The 5,555-nt window shown below is 70.9% G+C and carries 6 protein-coding genes; 3 read left to right on the top strand and 3 right to left on the bottom strand.

From position 1 onward, the window contains the following. On the bottom strand, positions 1-603 hold a 603-nt coding region (locus tag AC08OV_RS23150), incomplete at its 3' end, for a TerD family protein (protein WP_476620312.1). Between the two features lie 287 nt (positions 604-890). Here AC08OV_RS23150 and AC08OV_RS23145 point away from each other — a divergent pair. Next, positions 891-1,880 (top strand): aldo/keto reductase, encoded by a 990-nt coding sequence (locus tag AC08OV_RS23145; protein WP_476615624.1) that lies wholly within the window; start codon positions 891-893, stop codon positions 1,878-1,880. 29 nt (positions 1,881-1,909) lie between these two features. On the opposite strand, the gene AC08OV_RS23140 is transcribed toward AC08OV_RS23145, so the two are convergent. After that, entirely contained in the window at positions 1,910-2,485 is a 576-nt protein-coding gene (locus tag AC08OV_RS23140) for an Ntn hydrolase family protein (protein WP_476592619.1), read from the bottom strand. Positions 2,486-2,674: 189 nt separating this feature from the next. Here AC08OV_RS23140 and AC08OV_RS23135 point away from each other — a divergent pair, with 189 nt between their 5' ends. Next, positions 2,675-3,454, top strand: coding sequence for a sporulation protein (locus tag AC08OV_RS23135; RefSeq protein WP_476600618.1), 780 nt, complete (start codon positions 2,675-2,677; stop codon positions 3,452-3,454). A gap of 57 nt (positions 3,455-3,511) precedes the next feature. Next, positions 3,512-3,937, top strand: a complete 426-nt coding sequence (locus AC08OV_RS23130; protein WP_011437295.1) for a GNAT family N-acetyltransferase — start codon at positions 3,512-3,514, stop codon at positions 3,935-3,937. Between the two features lie 59 nt (positions 3,938-3,996). Here AC08OV_RS23130 and AC08OV_RS23125 read toward each other — a convergent pair. Further along, on the bottom strand, positions 3,997-5,555 hold a 1,559-nt coding region (locus tag AC08OV_RS23125), incomplete at its 5' end, for an alpha/beta hydrolase family protein (RefSeq protein ID WP_476620311.1).

Below are 5,555 nucleotides of genomic sequence, written 5' to 3'. Positions count from 1 at the left end.
CCCACCCGGCATGCCGGTGGCGGGCATCCCACCCGCGAAGCCCATGGGCGGCGGCGGTGCAGCGGGCGGCGGCGCCTCGTCGGCGACCTCACCGCCGTAAGAGCGGATGAGCTCGGCCAGTCCCCCCTGGAACCCCTGGCCCACGGCGGCGATCCGCCACACGCCCTTGCGGTAGATGTCGGCGATCATCACGGCGCGCTCGCTGGTGAAGTCGGCGCCGGTGAAGGAGTAGCGCAGCACCTCGGTTCCCGCGACGACGATCCGCAGGTACCCCGACGAGATCGCCGAGGCGCTACCGGCACCGTCGAGGGCGGCGCAGAACGACAGCCGGCCGATCGAGGCGGGCACCTGGTCGAGGGTGACCCGGAACGCCTGACTGTCGCCGGCCTGCGGCCCGAGGAGCTGGATGGACTTCTCCGGCGACGCCGGCTGGTTGAAGAAGACGAAGTAGCGGTCGTCGGTGAGGCGATCGGCGCCGTCCAGGCCGAAGCAGGAGATGTCCCACTCCCCCGGCGCATTGATCTGGATCCCGACGTACAGGTCGGTGCCCGGGGTGATCGTCGACAGCTGCGCCTTCTGCCCTCGACTGAACTGGGTGACCAACACGCTCCCTCCACCTGGCGTTCCGTGACGGACCGGCACAACCATTACCTACCGGCATTACCGTGCCCAACCGGCCAGCCGGCACCCGCCCGCATCCACACGAACCGGATTGCCGGCAAACTAGCAGCTGCCGGAGGGTACAGCCGAACACGTCGGCGCCGGGAACGCTGTCGATCCCCGGACAAGACGATTCGCGGACAAGACGATCCCCCGACGACACCGGCATCGGAGCGGCTACCGGTGACGCTCCTCTCGCGCTCCGGCACGGTCGGGCGTTCACTGGACAGATGCGCTACGTCGAGGGCATCACGACAGCCACCAGTAAGAAGATATCCAAGATCGGCCTCGGAACCTGGCAGTTCGGGTCCAGGGAGTGGGGGTACGGGGCGAGCTACGCCGACACCGAGGCCGGGCGCATCGTGCGCCGGGCCCTCGAACTCGGGGTGACGCTGTTCGACTCCGCCGAGATCTACGGGATGGGGCGCAGCGAACGCATCCTCGGCTCGGCGCTGGCCGGGATCCCGGACGCGCTGGACCGGGCGTATGTGGCGACGAAGGTGTTCCCCGTGCTCCCGCTGGCTCCGATCGTCGAGCAGCGGGCGGTCGCGAGCGCGAACCGGCTCGGGGTGCACCGCATCGACCTGTACCAGGTCCACCAGCCCAATCCGGTGATCAGGGACGGCCAGACGATGCGCGGGATGGCGGCGCTGCGCACCATCGGCCTCGTCGGGGACGTCGGGGTCAGCAACTACTCGCTGACCCGCTGGCAGGACGCCGAGGCGGCGCTCGGCGCGCCCATCCTGTCCAACCAGGTCGAGTACAGCCTGGTTCGGCGCAGGCGGGGCGAGGAGCTGCTGGCGTTCGCCGCCCGGGAGTCCCGGGTCGTGATCGCCTGGAGCCCGCTGAGCCAGGGGCTGCTCTCGGGCCGCTACGACGTCACGAACCGCCCGACCGGGCGGATCCGCGCGATAAACCCGCTGTTCCTCACCGAGAACCTGGCCCGCGCCACCCCGCTGCTCGACGTCCTACGCGAGGTCGCCGCCACGCACGACGCCACCCCCGCCCAGATCGCGCTGGCCTGGGCGATCCATCATCCGTCGGTCGTCGCGATCCCGGGGGCGTCCAGCGTCGCCCAGGTGGAGAGCAACGCCGCCGCGGCCGACATCACGCTCACCGAGGACGAATACGGCACGTTGACCGCCGCCGCGCAACGCTTCGAACCGCTCGCCGGCACGTCGGCCTTCGCCGCACTGGCCGCGGAACGGCTCCACCGCTGACCGCTGTCCGGCCAGTCCGGGGCGTCCGGTCAGTCCGGGGCGTCGTAGGTGGTCACGTCGTCGGAGGAGATGTCGTCGGAGGAGATGATGTGGAACGGCGGGCACACCCCGGTCGAGTGGTGGGCCGCGGCCTCCAGCGCCATCCGGACCCGCTGTTTCGGGTCGAGGCCCCGGGTGCTGTGCAGCGAGCCGCAGGCGTACTCGTCGCCGCTGCCGACCGCGTAGTAGTCGTCCACGCTGCGGCCGATCTGGTAGTCCGAGTCGATGCGGTAGAGGTGTCCGCGGACGCCGACCAGGAACAGCCCGCCGCTCTCATTGCCGGAGTCGTTGCGGGCGAAGCCGCCGTCGCGCAGGCAGTCCCGGACCACCGCGATGAAGTCCGTCGCCATGAACCGATCGAGATCCCAGTCCTGCGGGACCGGGGGCACGAGGCTGTAGCGGAGCAGCTGGCCCATCCGGAACGAATCAGTGAACCCCATAATGAACTCACTGTTACGAAATACCTTGGTATCCGCACGGACAGTGATAGACCAGCCGGCGACACCGGCGCTGTCCCCACCGATCACGACCCGGCCGTCCTGCTGTACCCCGACGATGCAGGTCACGAAGCGGAATGGTACCGGTTCGCCCCGAAGCCGGACGCCGTACCCCATCCGCGCCACCGGCCCGTTGACGCGCCCCGCCCGCTGTCACCCTGCCGACCCGGGAGCGGTTCCGGCGGTCCGGTCGTCCTGCGGATGTGAGAACGTGTCCTACGCACACACGAGAATGGGAATGGAAGAGGACGGGCACCCATGGGGATGAAGCGGTTCATGTCGCGGCTCGGCGTGGGCGGGGCCGAGGTCGAGACCGTGCTGGACCGTCCGGAGACCCTGCCGGGCCAGGTCGTGACCGGTCTGACCACCGTTACCGGCGGCAAGGTCGAGCAGAAGATCGAGAAGGTCCTCGTCACGCTCGAGGCGACCGTCGAGGTCGAGACCGACGACTCGACCTGGCACGAGCAGATCACCTTCGGTACCCAGCAGATCGGCGGCGACTTCACTATCCACCCGGAGCAGCAGATCAGCGGCCGCTTCGAGCTGCCCGTGCCGTGGCAGACCCCGATCACCGACATCGGCGGGTGGCACCTGCACGGGATGAAGATCGGGGTGCGGACCAAGCTGGCCATCCCCGGGGCGGTGGACCCGGGTGACCTCGACGCGGTGAACGTGCACCCGCTGCCCGTCCAGGAGGCGGTGCTCACCTCCCTCGGTGACCTCGGCTTCCACTTCAGGTCCGCCGACGTCGAGAAGGGCCGCCTACACGGCTCCGACCTGCCCTTCTACCAGGAGATCGAGCTGAAGCCGTCGGGCGAGTACGCCCGGCGCATCTCCGAACTGGAAGTCACCTTCCTCGTCGACGGCTCCGGGGTGGACGTCGTCCTGGAGGCCGACCGCCGCGGCGGGCTGCTGTCCTCCGGCGGCGACGAGCTCAGCCGGTTCCGGCTTGGCCACCACGACACCGACCGGCACCAGCTCGCCGGGCTGCTCCACCAGCAGCTGGAGCACCTGGGCCGCCGCCGCGGCTGGTTCTGAGCGCTCCACCCGTCCGGGGACATCGGCTCACCTGGTGAAGCTGCAAGAATACGGTATGTGAAGATCGAGGAGCTGGAGGCGGATCGTACCTGGCTGGCGTTCGACCCCATGCGGCAGCTTCGGCCGCATCTGACCTCCACCGGGTTCGTCAAGCTCGTCAACGAGGTCCAGCGCCCCGAGGGATACCGCCTGGTCGCGTCGTGGGACGGGGAGCTGGGACGGGTGGTCGCGGCGGTCGGATTCCGGCAGGTGACCTCGCTCGCCTACGGGCGGCATCTGGTCATCGACGACCTGTCCACGATCCTGGCGGCGCGGGGGCGGGGGCACGCCACCCGGCTGCTCGCCTGGAGTGAACGGGAGGCGCGCCGGCTCGGCTGCGAACATATCCATCTCGACGCCGGCACCCACCGCTACGAGGCGCACCGGCTCTACCTGCGGACCGGCTTCACGATCGCGGCCTTCCACTTCACCCGCCGGCTCTGAGATCCCTCCGCAGTCCCTCCCCCCGGCCGTCAGCCGTCCGGCGGTCGGGGGTGGGGGAGTCAGAGGGCCAGCAGCCGGGGGGTCAGCCAGTCGACGACGGCTCGGACGAACGACCTGCGGTGGCGCAGATCCGCGATCTCGTGCCCCTCGCCGGGAAAGAGCAGGTAACGGCAGTCGACGCCGCGAGCGAGGGCCGCGGCGACCGTCTGCTCCGCCTCGATCACCGGGACGTTGGTGTCGTTCTCCCCGTGCACGACGAGCAGCGGCGCGGCGAGGGCGCTCATCCGGTGCAGCGGGGACAGCGCCCGCAGCAACGCCGGCTCGGTGCGTGGATCACCGTACTTGGTGACCGCGGACGCGGCGATCCACGGCTCGGTGTACTGATAGAAACTCTCCAGATCAACCATCCCGCAGACGTCCACCCCGACCCGGAACAGCTCCGGGAAGTGGACCATCGCCGCCAGCGTCAGATAGCCGCCGTAGGAGCGGCCGGCGACGCCGATCCGGTCCGGGTCGGCCAGGCCCGTCGCGACCAGATGCGTCACGCAGCTGCGGACGTCGGCGATGCCACTGAACCGACGATGGGTGTGGTCCGCCTCCTCGAACGACCGGCCGAATCCGGTGGAGCCGCGCACGTTCGGCGCGAACACCGCGATCCCCCGGGCGAGCACGGCCTGGAACAGCGGGTTGTAGACGGGACGCTCCTGCGCCTCCGGGCCGCCGTGCAGGTGGAGCAGGGTCGGGACCGGTCCTCGCGGGCCGTGCGGGCGGTACCACCAACCGGACAGTTCCCGGCCGTCGTGGGCCGGCAGGGCGCACGGCACCGGACGGACCAGCCGCGGGTGGTCACCGGTGCGGGGCCCGGGGATCCCGGGTACGCGCGCCGGCGCGGATGGCGCGGATGGCGCGGGTGGCCCGGGTGGCCCGGCGGGCTCCGGGCTGTCGAATCCCGGACCGTCGACGTCGATATTCAGGACAACCCGCGGTCCCGGGATAGTCACCGCCTCGACGGGAGCGTGCGAGATCAGCCGACGGTAGCCGGCGGATGGCGCGGTGAGATCCCAGGTCCAGATCTCCCCCGGCCTGGTAGCACCATCCAGGGCAAGCACGAGCTCCCGGCCCCCGGGCCGGACGAGCACGCCGGTGACGACGTCGCGGGGAAGCGGCGGCAGCGTCAGTGACCGTCCGGTGGGCAGATCGACCAGCGCGAGCTCGCTGCGCCCGCCCACGTTCCAGACGACGACCGCCCGATCCGGATCGAGCAGGGCGAACCGCTCCAGATCGGCGTCGTCCCGGGCGACGAGGACCCGCGGCCCGCCGGCCGGATCGCCCGTGGGGTCGACGGGGACGCCAAACAACGCGGCCCGGTCCCGCCCGATGTCGCACAGCAGCAGCAGGCGACGGCCGTCGGCGACGAACCGACCGGTCACGGTGGTCGCCGTCCCGCCGGGCACCTGCCATGACCCGCCGATTCCGTCCCCGGCGCCGATCCCGTCCCCGGCGGCAATCCCCTCCCTGACGGCGATCATGGTGTCGACCACGAGCACCCGCCGGACGCCACGGGGGCCCTCCCGCAGCAGCAGGCGGTACCCGCCACCGGCCGGGCCCCACCCCGGAC

The sequence above is a fragment of the Frankia sp. CeTa3Moorea genome, assembly GCF_978021225.1.
This window is presented reverse-complemented; position numbering and strand designations above follow the sequence as displayed.